Consider the following 17,450-nt stretch of genomic DNA (forward strand, 5'->3'; position numbering starts at 1 on the left):
CAGAAGCTCCCTATTTTTATTTGTTTTATGTCACATATGTATTATCGTCTAACATAAGCCAATAAAAAAGGACTAACAATTAATGATGCTAGTCCTATTCTAAAAATAAGATTGTAAAAATTATCCACTATTGGTCCATGATTGAACCTTGTCTAGACCTAAGGTAAATTATTGGTGTGGTTGTGCCATCTGGATGAAGACGCTCAATTAAAATCAAACCTGCGTCATTGGCATAATAGATACGGATTGTATCTCCGTTATTCTTTGCCATCTCTTCAACAAGCAAAACATCAGTATAAATTTCTTGACCAATTGTTAGCGAATCCACCCTACCAATTACTTTTTTCTTAATTTCTTCTTGATAGCCTGATTTAAAAATTGTTCCTTCACTTATATCTACAGGTAGAATGAGTGAAACATTGTCATCTGAAGCATCAGCGGAATACCTCAGGTCTTCCACTACCGTATAATTATCAAAGTAAGCGAGTTCATATAGACCATCGGGCTTAATTTGATAAACGTAGGCTACGGCTTTTGTATCTGTAAACTCTGCGACTTGAAAAACTCCATTTGCATCAGGCATGAATTCCATGATGATATCTTTAGTAAAGTATTCACTTCCATCTCCCACGTATTGATAATTTAAATAATGCACATAAGGAATGAGTTGCTTAAATAGACCGACATCAGGTAGAGGGTCAAAAACAGCTTCATTACTTGTTTCAAAAATTTCTTGACTAGACGGCTCGTCAGTTTGCTCTATCCCTACTTGCTCTTCTGTCGTTTCCTCTTGGCCGTGAACTATTGCTAAAGGATTTAAATTAAAAACCAGGAAAATGCCTAAAAGAGTTAAGAGCAGGTACATTTTTTGAAATTTACTTTTATTCAAATTCATTCTACCTCCCATGTAATTGTTATTATATCTATAATATATCCTTCTTCAACATAACTATTATATCATAGCTAGTTTAAAGGAGGCTTGAGTTAAAATGGAATATTTAATGAAATTAAGCCTGTAACACGCTAATCTTATGAATTTTTTATGAAGACTCATTTTAAGATGTTATTAATAGCGTTTTCTAAAATCCTTATGATATGCTATAGAGACAAGACGTAAGTTAAAGGAGAGAGAAAAATGACAAATTGTATTTTTTGTAAGATTATCAACGGAGAGGTTCCTAGCGCTAAGGTCTATGAAGATGATGAGGTCTTTGCCTTTTTAGATATCACTCAAGTTACCAAAGGACATACTTTAGTCATACCAAAGAAACATGTTAAAGATATTTTTGAGTATGATCCAGAGTTAGCAAGTACCGTTTTTAGTCGAATTCCGAAAATTGCCGACGCCATTAAAAAAAGCATACCAGGTGTTAAGGGCATGAATATTCTCAATAACAATGGAGAAGTCGCCTATCAATCTGTTTTCCATTCACACATTCACCTGATTCCACGTTATCATAAAGAAGAAGGATTTAAATTACATTTTGAAGACCATTCAGATGGTTACACTCAGGATGAATTTCAGCAATTGGCAGCATCAATTAAACAAACAATAGAAAGTGGCGATTAGTATGAAAAATTTCCCACAAGGTTTTCTAACTGGCTTAGCTCTTGGAGTACTAGCGGGGTTAATGAATGCTAAACAATCTGGTGAGAAAACAAGACATCAACTAAAAAAGACTTATAAAGATTTTAAAGTTGATTTCCAACAAGTTGATCAAGACTATGCCCGTTTTCATTCAGCTATTCAGTCATTGACTGCAGAAGCTAAGCAAACTATGGACTTTATTTCTCATTTAACCAATCAAACTAAACAAAAAGTCATGGATGAAACAGAACCTAGAATAAGAAGAATTAAAGAAAATGTTAAGCAATTAAATGAAGATATTGAGGGAATGTCTTCAGCTAATTTAAACTCATATAAGAATTAAATTCAGGTTTTAATTTATAAAAATTATGATGTTTTTTAGAATTTCTAGCTTATATTATCTTTTCTAATCATTAAGTGTTAAGATATATTTATGCTTATGTTATAGCAAATTATAGTAGAACTATAGGAGTGAAAATTAATATGAAAAAATCAATCCGTACTTGGATTTTAACAGCAGCAAGTGTCGCACTTGTTGCATTGCCGAATTTAACAAGCGTTTCAGCTCAAGAGGGTGTAATTGCCACTATTGGAGAGACAACTATCACTGCTGAAGATTTTTATCAAGATATGAAAGAACAATTTGGCTCTACTGCTCTACGCTCAAAAATTATTGAAGCTGTTTTAATTGAAAATGTAGAAGACGCTGAAGGAGCTAAAACAAGAGCTGCTGAAGAAGTTCAGTCACAAATTCAAGAATTAGGTGGAGAAGAGGTATTCCAACAATTCTTATCTTACCAACAATTAGGTAGCGCTGAACAATATGAATACCAATTATATATCCGTAATCTTTTACAAGAAATTGTTGAAGGTCGCATCGATATGTCAGATGAAGCCATTCAAAATTTCTATGATAATGATTACCAACCAATGATGGAAGCACAGCATATTCTAGTTGATACGGAAGAAGAAGCTTTAAATGCTATTGAACGCATCAATAATGGCGAAGAATTCGATACCGTTGCTCAAGAATTATCTAAAGATGGTTCTGCAGAAAATGGTGGATTATTAGCCCCTTTCTCGCCAGGACAAATGGTTCCAGAATTTGAAGAAGCAGTTAAGTCTTTAGCTAATGGAGAAATGACGAGCGAACCTGTTCAATCTGAATTTGGCTACCACGTTATTAAAACAATCAACAATGGTGAAAAGAAACCATTAGAAGAGAGTAAAGAAGAAGTAGTTGAAGCATATAAACAAAGTAAGTATGCTGACTCTAACTTTACCTATGGAATTGTCGGAGAGCTTATTAAAAACTCTGACTTAAAGATTGAAGATCCTGAATTAAAAAATGCAGTGGATGATTTAATCAATTTAGCTGACCAACCAGAGGATGCTTCTGCTGAGGAAGTACCTGCTGCTGAAGAGGCTCCTGCTGAAGAGTCTCCTGCTGAAGAAGCGCCAGCCGAATAGAAACTATTTTAAATATAAAAAGGTTGAGGAAAATCCTCAACCTTTTTTGTTTTACTGTATTAAAATATTAAAGCGTTTCACGTGATTTTTGCTCTTTAATTAAGTTATTAACTTCTGCCATCAATGCTTTCGGCAAGTCTTTAGTATCCATTAATTCATTATGAACAATAAAGTGTTCAAGTTCATAAAGATTTATAATCCATGGAGCTACATCCTCAGCATTGGCTTCTTCTCTATCAGCAAACCAATATTCAAAAGTAAAGAGCGTAGTATCTTTTTCTCCAGGATCAATTGTTAGAACCATATCGTCATTTTTCCATAAATAGGCCAATAAATGTCCTTCTTCAACATCTGTTAACATCAAATGATGCGCTTGTCCATTTCTTGTTACTTTAAATGACCCACCTGGTTTGCAGTCAATCATCCTCATATCTGACCTCCACTTAGATAAGTATTCATTATCAGTCAAATGGTTCCATACTGCTTCTGGAGTTGCATTAATTTCTCCTTCAAAGAATAGAGAAAAACCAAGATCAGTTTGAGGGTTTTCTGCTTGTTCATGGTGACAACCACATCCATGATGGTAGTTATGTTCTGCATGATGATGGCATCCACATAAGTGCTCAGAGTTCGATTTAGAATGATTAACTTGGCATTGACTCTCATGATTAGACCCATGATTTTTGCAATTACATTTCTTTGGATTGCTATTATCTGTCATTTATTTGCCTACTTTCTGAAATTTGGTTTATAAAAACTACGACGATCCAATGGGAAAATTTGAGCACTTTCTTGACCTTCTTGTGTCTTATCTAAAACAGACAAAATCATATTAACAGTAGCATCTAAATTATCAATATGGTGAAGAATTTCTGCTTCAAGAATACGCGGTTGAACAGGACTACCATATTCCAATTTACCATGATGTGCTAGTACAACGTGCTTTAATAAAACAACGGCTTCTTTATTAGGATCAATACCAATTTGTTGACATACTTGTTCAATCATTTCTGACATAATGACGATATGACCTAACATTTTACCTTTAAAAGTATATTCGGTTGAGATAGCTCCAGATAGTTCAATTGTTTTGCCGATATCGTGAAGTATCAGTCCACCAATAAGTAGGCTAGAATTTATTTGCGGATAGATAGCCAAAAGTGCTCTAGCAATTTTCAACATAGAAACAGTATGATAACTTAAACCGCCTGCCATTGCATGATGATTTCTTTTAGCAGCTGGATAGCTGTAAAAAGCTTCTTCATGTTCACTCAAAATTTTTCGCACAATTCGATTAATATTCGGTTCTTGAATGAGAAATAAAGCGTCATTAATCTGTTCTTTTATATCATCAATTTTCATAGAAATTCGTTCAACATAAAGTGTTGGATCGTTGGGTTCTCCTTCTTCAGCTAAACGAAGTGCTTTAATTTTTACTTGAGGACTTCCTTGATAAGTATCCCGATTAGCTCTCAGAAAAACAACCTTACCGACTTGGAATTTGTTAATTTCTTCTTCAGTAGCAGACCAATACATACCATCCATGGATCCAGAACGGTCTTGAAAACGGAAGGCAATAAATGGTTTGCCATTTCTAGCGGTTCTCACATCTGCTGCTTTAATAAGAACATAAATTCCAAATTCGTCTCCTTCATTAATCTCATATAATAAACTCATTTAGCTCTCCTCCTGGGTTGAATTCGTTTCTATTAGCTCGTCTAAGTTAATCATCGAATCAATCGCTAATGTATCCGCAGCCATTTGATCAAAAGTAAAGAATAAAACTTGATGATTTTGACTGATGGTCTCTAAAACTTTATACATGCTTGCTTTACGTATTTCGTCGAAGTTCACAAAAGCATCGTCGATTATGATAGGCATTGATACCATTGAAGAGGCATTCACTATAAAAGCTAAACGTAGAGCGACATATAATTGCTCCAAGGTTCCTTGCGAAAGTTCATGGGGTGAAAACAGCACATCTGAAAACTGTTTAACTTTGATTCCGGTTTTATTCAATTTAATTTGATCATAACGCCCATAGGTTAATTTAGAAAAAATTTCATTAGCCATTTTATTCATTTCAGGAATCGGATTATCCATTCCTTGTCTTAATGTTTGATAGATTAAATCGACAGCAATTTTTTTCTTACTCCACTCTTGAACATATTTAATGATTTCTGCTTTCTTATCTTCCAGTTTTTGTTGTAAGACTTGATAACTTCCATCTTGCTCAAGCTGATTTAAAGCCACTTCAATATTTGCACGCTGATATTGATGAGGTTGTACACGACTTTTATTAAGCGTTAATTCATTTTGAACCTTATTATATTGATTGATTAATGACTGTTTACTTTCGATAGCTGACATCTCATTTTCATAACCCCTAATCTGCTCACTATACAAGTGACGTTTTTCTTTGAGTTGCTGAATTTGATTATTGGCTTGAACTTTTTGTCTAAAGTCAACTTGGTCAAAGGAGTTTGTTGATTGATAAATTGATTCAATGATTTCTTGCTGCTCTTGTAGATGTTTTTTCTCTTGAGCAATAATATCTTGAGCATTTCTTATACGTTCCTCCATCGCTTTACCACGTTCCACTTGACGGGCGATTGAAACTTCAGTTTCTTCAACGTGGTGTATAAGAACCTTGATACTTTGATCTCCCAAAGGAAAACGCTCAAGTAGTGGAGCGATTTGTTTGCGCCATTTGGCAATCTCGACATTGAGGTCATTTCGCTCTTCTTCATATTGTTGACGAATTGTTTCAGCTTGAAAGTACTCTTTAACCGGATTCGATTTAAGAACAATTTCTGCATCTGCAGTTGGATAAAAGCCTAAGGCAACTAACCATCGTTGCTGCTCTTGTCTTTTTCTGACTAAGTTTTCTTCAACCGATCGAAGATTGGCTTCTCGTTGATTGATGTCTTGACCTAGTTCTTGACTTCTATCTTGATAATGGCGCTCTTTTCTTTGTAATTCAGCCATTTTCTCAATTGCTGGCGAGGAATGAAATTTCTTTTTATATTTTAGATGCTCAAAGAAGACATAAGCGGTTGAAAGTATACCTAATCCGATTAAAATCAAAGCAATCCAACGGAAATTCGCCCCTGTCTGATTAAGTAAATGATAAATACCCATTGCTAGTCCTAAAATGATTGAAAGAGCCCCTATAAGATAATGCCTAATATTTGTAGCTTGTTGTAATTGAGCTCTTTCATTCATACGCATACTTTCTAGTTTTGCGTGCTGCTGTCTAACTGTGACAGAGTAGGTTTGCAATTCTTTTCGCTGATCTAGGAAAACTTTTCTCTCTGCTTGAATAGAATCTTTTTGTCCTTCAAAATCATCTATGGCCGCTTGAATTTCGTAACCTTGCTCGATTTCACGGTCAAACTCTGAGGACTTCTTTACTTTTTCAGGATAAAACTGTCCTTCACGAGCCAGTCGAGCCATAGTATTGGTTTGTTCTTGAATTCTTTCTAAAACGTGTTCTAAACGTAAATCCACCTTTTTAATATGGGCGGTATCACTTGACCATTGTCTCCTTTGGTCTTCGTGGTTTTTTCCCCAATTTAGACGGGTTAGGGTACTCATTTCATTGTTTAAATTGTGAATACGCTCTTGCATTTGTTGTATAGTCTTTTGACTATCATTTTTGGTCCGAACAGCCTCTTCTAATTTTTCTGGCATATCCTTATCCATTTTAGTAAAAACTAATTGCTCTAACTCTCTTTGAGCGACGAGGTCTTTTTGATAAATATCAAACCTTGTCATCAACTGATCCAATTGTCTTTGCTTTTCTTCTAAATCATGAATAGACTGATTAAGACCTTCAATTTGATCTATTTCAGCTTGCTGTTGGTCGAACAGGTCATCATACTTCGCCATATTTTGCTTCATTTTCTCAATGGATTGACTAAGTTCTTCAAATTCCAATAACGCTTGATTAAGTTTAGGATTTTTCCCCTTTAATTTATAAAGTTGCCCCAGATCTTTTTCGAAATATTTAGCCACAGAAAGAAATTTATCTGATCCAACCGTTCCGATTGATAGGAAATAATCACCCAATTTTTCTGCATCAACATTTGACAGTTCCTGCAAATTTTGCAGTGAAAAGGCATAAAAGGAATCAAAGAGGTTTTCATCTAATCCACTTAAGATTTGATCTAACACTAGTTGTTCAAGCTCATGCCCTTTTGTATCTGTTAAAGTTAGACCTCTATTAGTTCTTTCCACCCAAATATCTCCATGGCTAGTTTCTTTTAAAAGAATTCTGCCCCCATATACTTCACTAAGTTTGGGTTCATAGCGATTAATTTGATTGACCCGTCGATGTTTAGAAGGAAATCCGAAAAGAATACTTCGAATAAAAGATTGGAGTGTTGATTTCCCAGCTTCGTTCTGACCAAAAATCAACTGTAATTGATCATCTAAATCAAAGCGTTGATTAACCCATTTACCGTATCCATAGATATCAAGGGTGCTAATCTTCACTATCAATCGCCTCCTTAAATTCAAATCCGATTGCTTGAATCATTAACTCTTGTGCTGATCGAATAGATTCCTTCTTCAATTCTTCATCCAATGATAAATCTGACATCCTTTGCTTAATAATTGGGTGGTCAAATAATTCTGCTAGACTTTCATGATATGCTTTACCTTCTTGCATATCTTGACAAGCCGCTTGGAAGCTAGTTTTTAATGTTTTATCATATTCGAAGGCATCTAATACCATTTGACGCTCAAGCTTTACCCTAACAATAATCGCGAATTTTTCGATCGACTGGGGTTCAGTGAGTATCGATTCAACCTCACCTTTTTCAATTTGTTCTTGTATATCGATTGGCAAACGTTGTGCATTTTTTAAAGTTAAAGAAATAATCTTCGAAGGTAGGCCCTTATCAACCTCATCTTTAAAGTTATTGACTAAGGATTCTATCGCCCATAACAAATCATTAACTTGCCAGTTTTCCTGACACTCTATGATTTCATCTCTCCATTCAATTTCAGCTAAATGAATAAATTCAGATTTTACCTTTTGATCGACTTCTAAGGTGACTAAATAGGCTCCCTTGTCGCCAATCTCCAGGCGATTTCTACCTTGAGGACTACCAGCATATTGAATAAGCGGGAATGTGGATAAAGTATTTGCCTGATGGATATGTCCAAGAGCCCAGTAATCATAATTTTTTGAGATTAGTTGCTCCAATGTAAAAGGAGCATAATTTCCCTTTTGCGTCGTACTTAACAATTCCCCGTGATATAAACCTACGGTAAAGTCCGTTTCATTGTTTTTTGCAGGGAATTCTTGGGCCTTGGATTCATGAATCCAACGTTTATTATAAGAAAAACCATAGAAGCGACAAGTTTGATTATCATTTGTCTTTATATCGATATGGTCAATCGACTCATCTTTAAAGACGTAAACATTTTCAGGATATTGCATCAGTAAGCGTTGGTTATTAAGAAAGTCATGATTCCCATGACAAATAACCACTGGGATTTCTGCTGCTTTCAGTCGTTCTAATTCTTTTAAAAAAGCATGTTGAGCATAAATTGTTTGTTTTTGAGTATCATAAATATCTCCTACAATAACAACAGCGTCTACATCTTCTTTAATAGCGTATGAAACGCCTCGATGGAATGCCTTATATGGAGCTTGGATTAGAACTTCTTGTAAGCTAGGGTATTGTTTTTGCATTCCAGCAAAGGGGCTATCTAAATGTAGGTCAGCAAAATGCATGAAACGCATCTCGGTCTCCTCTCTCCAAAATAATTGGTTGATAAAAGCAACTGAAAGAACCTCGAAAGATAATTGTTCGATGGCTTCCAGTTGCCAAATTCAAATTTATTCAGTTGGCGCTTGATATAAGTCTTGTAGTGGCTTGGTAATAATTTGATTGATTTCTTCCATTAGAAATCCGAGTTGTTGTTCGTTTTCCATTAACTTCTTAATTGAAGGGTTTTCCATTACTTTTGCATACAAGTTTTGAACTTCTGTGATTTTCTCTTCACTCGGCTGTTCAGTCATTGTCTGAAGTGACTGTGAGACCTGACGAAACTCTTCAAACAACTGATTGCTTTCAGGATCTTTCTTTATTTCTTCGAGTGCCGATTTTACATTCAAATAAGCTGGCAACTGTCGTAATTCGCGTTCTAAAGTGTTAGCTGTATCATAAATATTAATGTTCATAATAACCTCATTTCTATATGATAATAGTATCAATTTTTAGTCTTTTTTTCAATCAAACTGAGGTGAAAGCACCCATTTTTATTGGGCGTTTTTTAAATGGGTAGGTCTAAGTTTTCGATCCAATTGATAACCTCTTGTGTTTTTTCACTACTAAAAGATTTAACCTTTTCCCATAGATTACTTCCGTTCTCTTTAAGTGTTGAAAAAAGTTCTCCGTCAAAGTTGAAATCAACATTTTCCAACCAATCACCACCCATTTTACCATTGGTATCTGCTTCCATTTGCGAAGCGTAGCTGACATCAAATGGTGTTTGTGGCGAGTATGCCATCATGTAAGAAGTTTGACTATTAAATAATCTCCCCATGCCAGTTGGCATAATTTCATCCAAATTAGCACTTTCTACGTCATCCAGACCAATCCATGTCGCTATCGCAAAATCTGGGGTATAACCAACCATCCAACGGTCTCGCGTTTGGGTTGAACCGTCTGATACTTCAGTTGTTCCTGTTTTACCAGCAATCAAACCTGTATTAGGGCCTGCGCCATATCCAGTACCATTGCCACCATATGTATCTAACATCATGCTGGTCATATCTGCGGCAATCGTTTTGGTCATGATTAAGTGACGTTTAGGTTTTTCGTTATCATATACAACTTTCCCAGAAATATCTTCAATTCGTCGAATAAAGTAAGATTCATTTCTTATTCCCTTATTAGCAAAAGTCGCATAAGCTGAGGCTAATTGCACAGGGCTTACTCCTGTCGAAAAAGCCCCTAAGGCCAAGGTCAACTGCTGGTCTTGTTGGGGAACTTCAATACCAAATTGATGCAGTTTATCGACTGCGGTTTGAATTCCTAATTTATCTAGTAAATAAACAGCGGATGTATTTTTACTTTGTGATAAAGCATAGTATAAGGGGACTTCTCCTCTAGGATCCGTTTGACGATTAAAGTTTTCTGGAGCAAATTGATCCTTACCATAAGCCTTAACAACATCAGGAACCATCGAATGCATATTAAATCCATTCTCAAGAGCTGGTAAATAAACTGCTAAGGGCTTAATGGTCGATCCAGGAGCACGATACATATCGCTAGCACGGTTAAAGCCGCGATAGACATATTCTCCTCTTCCTCCATAAATTGCCATAATTCCCCCAGTACGAGTATCAACTATCGCACTTGCGCTTTGAACAATCGGCGCATCATATGCCCCATCATTAAATAAATAAGCATTCTCTTGATAAGCGTTATTAAGACCTTGTTGAGCATTGATATCTAAATTAGTATAAATTCGATAGCCCTTGGACATAAGGTCTTCTTCAGGGATGTTTACCTTACGAATAGCTTCATTGATCACCGCATCAAAGTAAAATGGATATTCATGTCCAGAACTGGCTGGAACATAATTGTCTAAAAGAGGTATAGACATTGCTTTGTAATCCTCTGCGTTAGAAAATGAGATAACCCCTTCATCAGCCAAAAGATCAGCAATGACATTTCGTCGGTCAATAGCTGCTTGATAATCATCAATTGGATTATATAAGGAAGGACCTTTTAAGATACCGGTTAGAACCATTGATTGATTCTGATCTAATTGGTAAGCATTAATGCCAAAGTATTTTTGAGCCGCATCTTGAATGCCCCAGACTCCATTACCAAAGTAGGCATTGTTTAAATACATTTCAAGAATTTGATCTTTTGAATAAGTTTTCTCAATTTCAAGTGCTAGAAACAATTCTTTTAATTTACGTTGAAAAGTTTGATCCAAGCTGAGAAAAGCATTTTTAGCTAATTGCTGTGTTAAAGTGGAGCCTCCCCCACCAGAAGTATTGCGATTAATAACTAAACGCAAAAAAGCTCGACCAATTCCAATTGTATCGAATCCATTGTGATCATAAAAGCGCTTGTCTTCAGTTTTAACAACTGTTTCTTGCATTAAGGGAGATATCTCATCTAAGGTCACATAGCTTCCTTTTTGCGATAAGAGTGTACCTACATATTGATCTTGCTTGTCATAGATTTCTGTTTTTGTTTGCAGGGAATCTTGCAGTTGTTTAACATCAGTCGTTTTCGCAATAAAAACCAAATAAGAGGTTAAGAATAAGGTAAGTGATAAAGCAATAAACACTAACCACTTCCATCCTCGGTAATAGCGCCAAATATTTTTGATCCCTTGAAATATTTTATGTTTACTCGATTGCATTTTAAATTTCTCCATTTAATCATTCACCTACTTTGTTAATTCTATCCTAGACAGAATTATATCGACCGCCTTCCAACTAAAGGCCGAGGTCAATCTTTTTATTAAATTATACTAAATGATTAAGAAAATTTATGAAAGATTGTATGACTTTTGCCTAAGTATTCAAATAGCCATCTAACTGATGTCTCAATGAAACATTTTTAGAAGGCTAATAATTGAAAATTAATTAAATTCTATAAATTGACAGATGTATTTAAAAGTTCATCATAAACAGCTTTATATGCTTTAGCAGGTGCAGTCCAAGAGAAATCTTTACCCATGGCTTGCTTCACTAACTTCTGCCAAACTTCCTTTTGATTAATATAAATATCTAAGGCCATATTAATGGTAAAAAGTAAATTGTCGCGGTTAAAACCTTTAAATGAAAAACCGGTTCCCTGGCCAGTATATTTATTATAAGCTTCGACAGTATCTTTTAAGCCTCCTGTCTCATGCACCAGAGGCAGTGTGCCATAGCGCATGGCAATCATTTGCGAGAGACCACAAGGTTCAAAAGCAGATGGCATCAAGAAAATATCGCTGGCAGCATATATTTGCTGAGCCAGTCCAAGATCAAATTGAATGCAAGCTCTCAGTTGATCAGGGTATTTCTGCTCGAAATAGCGAAATGAATCTTCAAAGTGTTGGTCTCCAGTACCTAAAATAACCATTTGAACATTTTGTTGCAGTAAATCATCCATAATTTGCTCAACTAATTGCAAACCTTTTTGGTCTGTCAGCCGGCTGACGATTCCAATTAAAGGGATCTGATTATCTTGTTTAAGAGTAAGTTGCCTTTGAAGGTAGCTTTTTACTTTAGCTTTGTTTGAAAGATCTGATTGATCATAATGATAAGGCAAATAGCTGTCTGTCTTGGGATTATTGATTTCTAAATCGATTCCATTAATAATTCCTTTAAGTTTCCATTCATTTCGCCTTAATACTGCATCTAAACCTTCACCAAATTCTGGAGTTAATATTTCTTGAGCGTAGGTCGGACTGACCGTTGTTACTCGATCGGCAAAGTTAATACCACCCTTAAGGTAATTCATATTGTTGTGGTACTTCAAACCATCGTCGGTAAAGGTATTAAAGCCAGTGCCAAAGACATTCGAAAGCATGGATGCATCATAAATCCCTTGAAAACGTAAATTGTGAATAGTGAGTACTTTTCGAATGTTTTTTAAGGATTCCTTCCAGTGATAACGATCGATTAAAAGAGCGGGTATCATAGCCGTTTGCCAATCATTGCAATGAATAATTTCTGGTATCCAATTAATTACTTCCAGCATTTCAATGATAGCAGTTGAAAAATAGGCAAAGCGTTCGCCATCATCCCATTCTCCATATAAAGAAGCGCGATCAAAATAAGCCAAATTATCAATGAAGTAATAGGTTACTCCATGGTCCTTCAATTGCTTAATTCCACAGTAGACATTTCGTTGCCCCAGTTGGAAACGAAAATGTGCAATTTCTTCTAGCTGTTGCGCATATTCATTAGCCATTTGACTATAGAAAGGAAGCACCACACGAACATCAAGCTCGGGTTCCTTCGCTAACTCTTTTGGCAATGCAGAAGCGACATCTCCTAGACCTCCTGTTTTAAAGAAAGGAGCCGCTTCAGCTGAGGCATAAAGTATTTTCATTTAAATCCTCCTAATCTACCCTTGCATCCACAATTTCATTTTTAGCTTTTACAATTAATTTATCAGGGCGTCCACGAATCACTGTGCCGGGCTTAACCACGACATTTTTATCTAAAATGGCGTACTCTACTGTGGCTCCCTCTCCAATTTCAACCCCTTGTTGAATAATTGAATTTCTCACACTAGCATTCTCCCCAATTTGAACTCGCCGATTAATTAAAGAGTCGATTACTTCACCGTAAACGGTCGTTCCAGTTGCTAAAATTGCATTTCGCACATAGGAACGCTCATGGTAATAGGTTGGAATTCCATTTTTGGATTTGGTACGAACAGCCTGATCCGTATGGAATAAAGCTGCAAAGGATAAATGGTTTAACATGTCCATATTGGCTTGATAGTAGGCTTCTACCGTATTAATATTTGCGGTATAACCAGTATATTCATAAGGATGAATGCTATAATCCAATAAATAAAACTGAATAAGATCATCTATTTCAAGATACTGCTCTTCTCTATCAGCTCGGTCAATTAAAGCTAAAAGAATGTCTACAGATAGAAAATACATATCTAAGCTGGAACTAACGGATGCAAGAGCGGGTTTTTCTGAGTTAGGTAATAGATCGACGATATTTTTTTCTTCATCAAACGCAACGATGCGTTCGTTGGGATGGTCCATCCCTATAGTCGATGCAATCACATTTTTATAAACTAAAGTTACATCTTTCTTACTTCTAATGTGCGATTGACGTAAGTCATTAATATTTAAATTAGCGATAATCTTCGATCCAGATACAAAGACATACTTAGCTTTCGATCTTTCTAAGAAGATTCGATGATTATAATAGTAGTCTTCATGGTCGTTCTCTCGATGATAACGCGCCTTCCAGTCTTGTTGAGAGAAGGTGAAAATACCTCCTCTAATCCGTGAATCAAGATTCCATGAGGCTCCTGAGCGGATATGATCATACAGAGAGCGTCCGGACTCACCAATAAACATAGCCACCGATTGAACTTGAGCGTAAGAAAGAGAAGATAAAATAAAATCAATAATGCGATAACGACTCGCAAATGGCAAAGCTGCGATAGGACGATTATAAGTTAAAGGATATAGAGGTTGATTGTCTTCTGTTAAATTTAAAATTGCACAAGTCTTATGCTGAACCATTTAATTCTTCCTTTCTATCTGATCGCCAAAACCGACAACTGCAATGTCTCTTTCTGTTCCAATCACCATTGCTCCATCTGCTATTCGAGCATTCTCGCCAACAATTGCATACTCAATTCGACAAGATGCTCCAATCCTAGCATTAGCCATGATCACTGAATCGGTAATCTGAGAATCCAGCCCCACCTTTACGTTTTCGGAAAGAATAGACCGGTGAATTTCTCCTGATACATAACATCCATCAGTAACAAAGGAATCATAGATCGCCGCATGGTCCGTCACTACTTGCGGAGGTAGAACCGGATTATTCGAGTAGACACGCCAATCAGGATTGGAGTGATAGAGTGGGTGATCTTGATTCAAAATCTCCATATTTGCTTCCCATAAGGATGAAATAGTTCCCACATCTTTCCAGTAACCGTCAAAGGCATAAGCATAAGATGCTTCATCATTGGCTAAATAAAGTGGAATAACGTGTTTACCAAAATCTTCTAATTGATTATCTTGATCTTGATCTTCAATTAAATAGTTACGTAATTTCTGCCAATTGAAAATGTAGATCCCCATTGAAGCCAAATTTGATTGTGGCTGATCAGGTTTTTCCTCGAATTCAACGATACGATCATTTTTATCTGTGTTCATAATTCCAAAGCGTGTTGCTTCTTTGATAGGCACAGGTTTCACAGCAACTGTTAAAGAAGCGCCTTTTTCTTTATGAAAATCTAACATCTTTGAATAATCCATTTTATAAATATGATCTCCAGATAAAATTAAAACATATTCTGGATTAACAGAATCGATATAGGTTATGTTCTGATAAATAGCATTTGATGTCCCTTTAAACCACTTTTCTCCATCAGTGGATGAATAAGGTTGTAAAATAGTTGTGCCACCACCGCTAGCATTAAAGCCCCAAGCCTCCCCATTAGCGATATGACCATTTAATTCTAGAGGTTGGTACTGAGTAATGACCCCCACTTTATGAATGTTAGAATTTGCACAGTTACTTAAAGCAAAGTCAATAATACGATACCTTCCTCCAAATGGCACTGCGGGCTTAGCAATCTGCTTGGTCAAAACGCCCAACCTACTTCCTTGACCTCCGGCTAGTATCATCGCAATCATTTCATCTTTCATTTTAGCGTTTGGATACTAACTGCTTAGCATCCTTCTCCTTTCTATCTTGATGCAAATTTATATGTTCAATAAATTGAACGGATAAAGCTGGAACTTCAATCAAACAACAATAATCTTGCTTACAACAGCTTTTATTTTTTGCTTGGTAAAACTTTTGCCAATTTTGTTGATAACCTGCAAATTGATCTGCTTGACTATTAAGATAGACAAGAAAATCTCCACTTTCAGGGACACCTAATTCCACATCATAATAATGATTTTTTGAAAAATTAATCATTATCACAGAGTATGATTGTTTGTTTTTAGACCAACGAATAAAACTTAGCAATCCTCTCTCTAAATCATCCGCATCCAAAACTGTTATTCCTTCTGGATGATGATCCAATTGATAAAATTCTGGCCTATTTAAGCCAATCTTATTGATAGTTCGCATAAACGCTTGATATTCACTATTATATTCTTGCTTTAGTCCTTGCCAATCTAATTCTTCATAATAACGCCACTCTATAAATTGTCCCAATTCATTACCCATAAAATGAAGTTTTTTACCAGGTTGAGCTAACATATAGGCATGTAAAAGTCTCAAATCAGCAAATTGATCATAGCGACTACCTGGCATTTTAGCTAGCAAGGATTTTTTCCCATGAACAACCTCATCATGAGAGAAAGGAAGTAAGTAACGTTCTTTAAATTGATACATAAAAACAAAAGTAATGAGACGTAATTGAGCTGGCCTTTGATTGTAAGGAAGTTGGAAAAACCGTAAGACATCATTCATCCAACCCATATTCCATTTATAATCAAAACCCAATCCTCCATGAGCAATATCCAAAGTTATTCCGCTAGATGAAGTGGCTTCTTCAGCAATCATATAAACCTCAGGATAGTAATCTTGAACCCATTGATTCATTATGCGTAAGAAATGATAGCCTTCAAGGTTGTCATTTCCTCCATATTTATTAGGCGTCCAGGGACCTTGATCAAAATCGAGATAAAGAATATTTGAAATAGCATCTGCTCGAATACCATCCAAATGAAATTCAGACAGCCAATAATTTAAATTTGAGATTAGAAAAGATTGTACCTGTAATTTTCCAAGGTCAAAATTTAAACTACCCCAGCTAATATTTTTAGCTCGTTGAGGATCTGCATACTCATAACAAGCCTGACCATCAAAATATGCCAAAGCATTCGCATTTTGATTGAAATGACCAGGTACCCAATCAAGAATGACACCAATGCCTTCTTGATGAGCATAATTAACGAAATATTTAAAATCTTCATTACTTCCATATTGACCAGCGACTGCGTAATAGCCGGTTACCTGATAGCCCCAAGAAGGAGCATAAGGAAAGGCAGTTAGAGGCATAAACTCAATGTAGTTATAACCCATTTCTTTAACATAAGGAACTAAACTGTGAGCTAACTCTTTAAAAGAATAAGATCTTCCATCGGGATGCTGTCGCCATGAACTCTGATGAACTTCATAAATTTGTAAAGGACTGTCAAATTTATCTTTAGCCTTGCGTGCTTTTAGCCACTTTTGATCATTCCATGGGAATGGTGTGAGATCTTCGATAATCGATGCATCTTGAGGGGGGGTTTCAAATCGCATAGCGTAAGGATCAATTTTATATTCAATGTGATTATTTCCATGATCCATTCCATATTTATAACAATGTCCTGCTTGAGCGTTTTCAACATATAGACTCCATACACCGCCATCAAGTTTTTCCATCCATAGATTTTTCCAATTAGAAAAATCGCCTTGTAAATATACCTGCCAAGCATTGGGTGCCCATACACTAAACTGATAACCTTTTGAATTTGACTGAACCTGCTTGGCACCTAAAAAATGATAGGCTTGGTCATGCAATTGTGTTGAAAACTTTTCTATTTCTTTGTTTAAGCTACTTCGATCCAAGGAAAATGTCATTGGCAACCTTCCATTCTTATAATTGATAAGTTTGAGACGGACTATTAAGTGAATTGGGTAACTTGTTCA

Annotated in this window: 14 protein-coding genes; 3 read left to right on the forward strand and 11 right to left on the reverse strand. The window is 35.9% G+C overall.

Going from position 1 to position 17,450, the window contains the following annotated elements; all coding sequences use genetic code 11:
• Positions 1–127: 127 nt before the first annotated feature.
• Entirely contained in the window at positions 128–895 is a 768-nt protein-coding gene (locus ACQV2R_RS00005) for a hypothetical protein (protein ID WP_428881699.1), read from the reverse strand.
• A gap of 240 nt (positions 896–1,135) precedes the next feature.
• On the opposite strand from ACQV2R_RS00005, the gene ACQV2R_RS00010 reads away from it, so the two are divergent.
• The 3 genes from ACQV2R_RS00010 to ACQV2R_RS00020 all read left to right on the forward strand — a co-directional run bounded on the left by ACQV2R_RS00010 (position 1,136) and on the right by ACQV2R_RS00020 (position 3,058).
• Positions 1,136–1,570 carry an HIT family protein gene (locus ACQV2R_RS00010; RefSeq protein ID WP_428874644.1) on the forward strand — a complete coding sequence of 145 codons (435 nt, stop codon included), beginning with the start codon at positions 1,136–1,138 and terminating at the stop codon, positions 1,568–1,570.
• A gap of 1 nt (position 1,571) precedes the next feature.
• Positions 1,572–1,931 (forward strand): YtxH domain-containing protein, encoded by a 360-nt coding sequence (locus ACQV2R_RS00015; RefSeq protein WP_428872935.1) that lies wholly within the window; start codon positions 1,572–1,574, stop codon positions 1,929–1,931.
• A 140-nt stretch (positions 1,932–2,071) separates the two neighbouring features.
• Positions 2,072–3,058, forward strand: coding sequence for a peptidylprolyl isomerase (locus ACQV2R_RS00020; protein WP_428881698.1), 987 nt, complete (start codon positions 2,072–2,074; stop codon positions 3,056–3,058).
• A gap of 67 nt (positions 3,059–3,125) precedes the next feature.
• Here ACQV2R_RS00020 and ACQV2R_RS00025 read toward each other — a convergent pair whose 3' ends face one another.
• The 10 genes from ACQV2R_RS00025 to glgB all read right to left on the reverse strand — a co-directional run bounded on the left by ACQV2R_RS00025 (position 3,126) and on the right by glgB (position 17,381).
• The gene (locus tag ACQV2R_RS00025; protein WP_428891646.1) at positions 3,126–3,779 is read right to left on the reverse strand and encodes an SRPBCC domain-containing protein; all 654 of its coding nucleotides are present in this window, start codon (positions 3,777–3,779) and stop codon (positions 3,126–3,128) included.
• An 8-nt stretch (positions 3,780–3,787) separates the two neighbouring features.
• Positions 3,788–4,735, reverse strand: a complete 948-nt coding sequence (locus ACQV2R_RS00030; protein WP_428872931.1) for a 3'-5' exoribonuclease YhaM family protein — start codon at positions 4,733–4,735, stop codon at positions 3,788–3,790.
• Positions 4,736–7,555 (reverse strand): AAA family ATPase, encoded by a 2,820-nt coding sequence (locus ACQV2R_RS00035; RefSeq protein WP_428872930.1) that lies wholly within the window; start codon positions 7,553–7,555, stop codon positions 4,736–4,738.
• Positions 7,545–8,813 carry a metallophosphoesterase family protein gene (locus ACQV2R_RS00040; protein WP_428885093.1) on the reverse strand — a complete coding sequence of 423 codons (1,269 nt, stop codon included), beginning with the start codon at positions 8,811–8,813 and terminating at the stop codon, positions 7,545–7,547. The genes ACQV2R_RS00035 and ACQV2R_RS00040 overlap by 11 nt, the downstream gene beginning before the upstream one ends.
• Before the next feature lie 96 nt (positions 8,814–8,909).
• Positions 8,910–9,254 (reverse strand): YlbF family regulator, encoded by a 345-nt coding sequence (locus tag ACQV2R_RS00045; protein ID WP_428872927.1) that lies wholly within the window; start codon positions 9,252–9,254, stop codon positions 8,910–8,912.
• A gap of 92 nt (positions 9,255–9,346) precedes the next feature.
• The gene (locus ACQV2R_RS00050) at positions 9,347–11,473 is read right to left on the reverse strand and encodes a transglycosylase domain-containing protein (RefSeq protein ID WP_428885094.1); all 2,127 of its coding nucleotides are present in this window, start codon (positions 11,471–11,473) and stop codon (positions 9,347–9,349) included.
• 218 nt (positions 11,474–11,691) lie between these two features.
• Complete coding sequence (gene glgA / locus ACQV2R_RS00055) at positions 11,692–13,143, reverse strand: glycogen synthase GlgA (RefSeq protein WP_428885095.1); 1,452 nt, start codon at positions 13,141–13,143, stop codon at positions 11,692–11,694.
• A gap of 10 nt (positions 13,144–13,153) precedes the next feature.
• Positions 13,154–14,308 carry a glucose-1-phosphate adenylyltransferase subunit GlgD gene (gene glgD / locus ACQV2R_RS00060; RefSeq protein WP_428872924.1) on the reverse strand — a complete coding sequence of 385 codons (1,155 nt, stop codon included), beginning with the start codon at positions 14,306–14,308 and terminating at the stop codon, positions 13,154–13,156.
• Entirely contained in the window at positions 14,309–15,445 is a 1,137-nt protein-coding gene (locus ACQV2R_RS00065) for a glucose-1-phosphate adenylyltransferase (protein WP_428872923.1), read from the reverse strand.
• 1 nt (position 15,446) lies between these two features.
• Entirely contained in the window at positions 15,447–17,381 is a 1,935-nt protein-coding gene (glgB, locus tag ACQV2R_RS00070) for a 1,4-alpha-glucan branching protein GlgB (RefSeq protein WP_428885096.1), read from the reverse strand.
• Between the last annotated feature and the right edge of the window lie 69 nt (positions 17,382–17,450).

This window comes from Facklamia sp. P12937 (assembly GCF_050409505.1).
Taxonomy (GTDB): Bacteria; Bacillota; Bacilli; order Lactobacillales; family Aerococcaceae; genus Facklamia.

What these genes read in the sequence shown, in the direction of transcription:
- ACQV2R_RS00005 (WP_428881699.1), bottom strand. Translation starts at nt 895, where the DNA reads ATGAATTTGAATAAAAGTAAATTTCAAAAAATGTACCTGCTCTTAACT.
- glgB (WP_428885096.1), bottom strand. Translation starts at nt 17,381, where the DNA reads ATGACATTTTCCTTGGATCGAAGTAGCTTAAACAAAGAAATAGAAAAG.
- glgA (WP_428885095.1), bottom strand. Translation starts at nt 13,143, where the DNA reads ATGAAAATACTTTATGCCTCAGCTGAAGCGGCTCCTTTCTTTAAAACA.
- ACQV2R_RS00010 (WP_428874644.1), top strand. Translation starts at nt 1,136, where the DNA reads ATGACAAATTGTATTTTTTGTAAGATTATCAACGGAGAGGTTCCTAGC.
- ACQV2R_RS00030 (WP_428872931.1), bottom strand. Translation starts at nt 4,735, where the DNA reads ATGAGTTTATTATATGAGATTAATGAAGGAGACGAATTTGGAATTTAT.
- ACQV2R_RS00015 (WP_428872935.1), top strand. Translation starts at nt 1,572, where the DNA reads ATGAAAAATTTCCCACAAGGTTTTCTAACTGGCTTAGCTCTTGGAGTA.
- ACQV2R_RS00025 (WP_428891646.1), bottom strand. Translation starts at nt 3,779, where the DNA reads ATGACAGATAATAGCAATCCAAAGAAATGTAATTGCAAAAATCATGGG.
- ACQV2R_RS00065 (WP_428872923.1), bottom strand. Translation starts at nt 15,445, where the DNA reads ATGAAAGATGAAATGATTGCGATGATACTAGCCGGAGGTCAAGGAAGT.
- ACQV2R_RS00045 (WP_428872927.1), bottom strand. Translation starts at nt 9,254, where the DNA reads ATGAACATTAATATTTATGATACAGCTAACACTTTAGAACGCGAATTA.
- ACQV2R_RS00050 (WP_428885094.1), bottom strand. Translation starts at nt 11,473, where the DNA reads ATGGAGAAATTTAAAATGCAATCGAGTAAACATAAAATATTTCAAGGG.
- ACQV2R_RS00040 (WP_428885093.1), bottom strand. Translation starts at nt 8,813, where the DNA reads ATGCGTTTCATGCATTTTGCTGACCTACATTTAGATAGCCCCTTTGCT.
- glgD (WP_428872924.1), bottom strand. Translation starts at nt 14,308, where the DNA reads ATGGTTCAGCATAAGACTTGTGCAATTTTAAATTTAACAGAAGACAAT.
- ACQV2R_RS00020 (WP_428881698.1), top strand. Translation starts at nt 2,072, where the DNA reads ATGAAAAAATCAATCCGTACTTGGATTTTAACAGCAGCAAGTGTCGCA.